The organism is Nocardiopsis potens DSM 45234, assembly GCF_000341105.1.
GTDB lineage: Bacteria > Actinomycetota > Actinomycetes > Streptosporangiales > Streptosporangiaceae > Nocardiopsis_A > Nocardiopsis_A potens.
The window spans coordinates 1-791 of sequence record NZ_ANBB01000128.1 but is presented as its reverse complement, the minus strand read 5'-3'; the positions used below and the strand labels follow the sequence as shown (position 1 = coordinate 791).

Annotated in this window: 1 protein-coding gene; it reads right to left on the bottom strand. The window is 71.8% G+C overall.

Features of this window, described 5'->3' with window-relative positions:
* Positions 1-83: 83 nt before the first annotated feature.
* On the bottom strand, positions 84-791 hold a 708-nt coding region (locus D459_RS0130230; protein ID WP_026120894.1), incomplete at its 5' end, for an ABC transporter ATP-binding protein.

The window sequence follows — 791 nt, the reverse complement described above, 5'->3', positions numbered from 1 at the left end:
CCGAGGGCGATGGCGAGGGCGGTGGTGGCCAGGCGTGTCTTGTGCTGGCGCAGGCCGGCCAGGGTGGTGCGGAGCATGGGGTTTCAGGACTCCAGGGCGAGCAGGCGGTCGGTGACGGTCTGGGCGGTGGGGGAGTGGAGTTCGTCGGCGGTGCGGCCGTCGCGCAGGAACAGGACGCGGTCGGCGTGGGAGGCGGCGACGGGGTCGTGGGTGACCATGACGATGGTCTGGCCCAGTTCGCGGGCCGATTCGGCCAGGAAGGACAGGACTTCGGCGCCGGAGCGGGAGTCGAGGTTGCCGGTGGGCTCGTCGGCGTAGACGACCTCGGGTGCGCCGAGCAGGGCGCGGGCCACGGCCACGCGCTGCTGCTGGCCGCCCGACAGCTTGGAGGGCAGGTGGTCCAGTCGCTGGCCGAGTCCGGTGACCTCGATGAGGCGGGCCAGCCGCGCGGTGTCGACGGGGCGTTTGGCGATGCGCGCGGGCAGGGTGATGTTCTGCTCGGCGGTGAGCATGGGCAGCAGGTTGAACGATTGGAAGATGAACCCGATCCGGTCCCGGCGCAGCCGGGTGAGTTCTTTGTCCTTGAGCCGGGTGATGTCGGTGCGGCCCAGGTGGACGGTGCCGGAGGTGGGGGTGTCCAGGCCGGCCAGGCAGTGCATGAGGGTGGACTTGCCCGAGCCGGAGGGGCCCATGATCGCGGTGAACGCTCCGCGGGTGAAGGCGGCGTCGACGTGGTGCAGGGCGGTGACCGCGGAGTCGCCCGAGCCGTAGGTCTTGGCCAACCCCCGCGC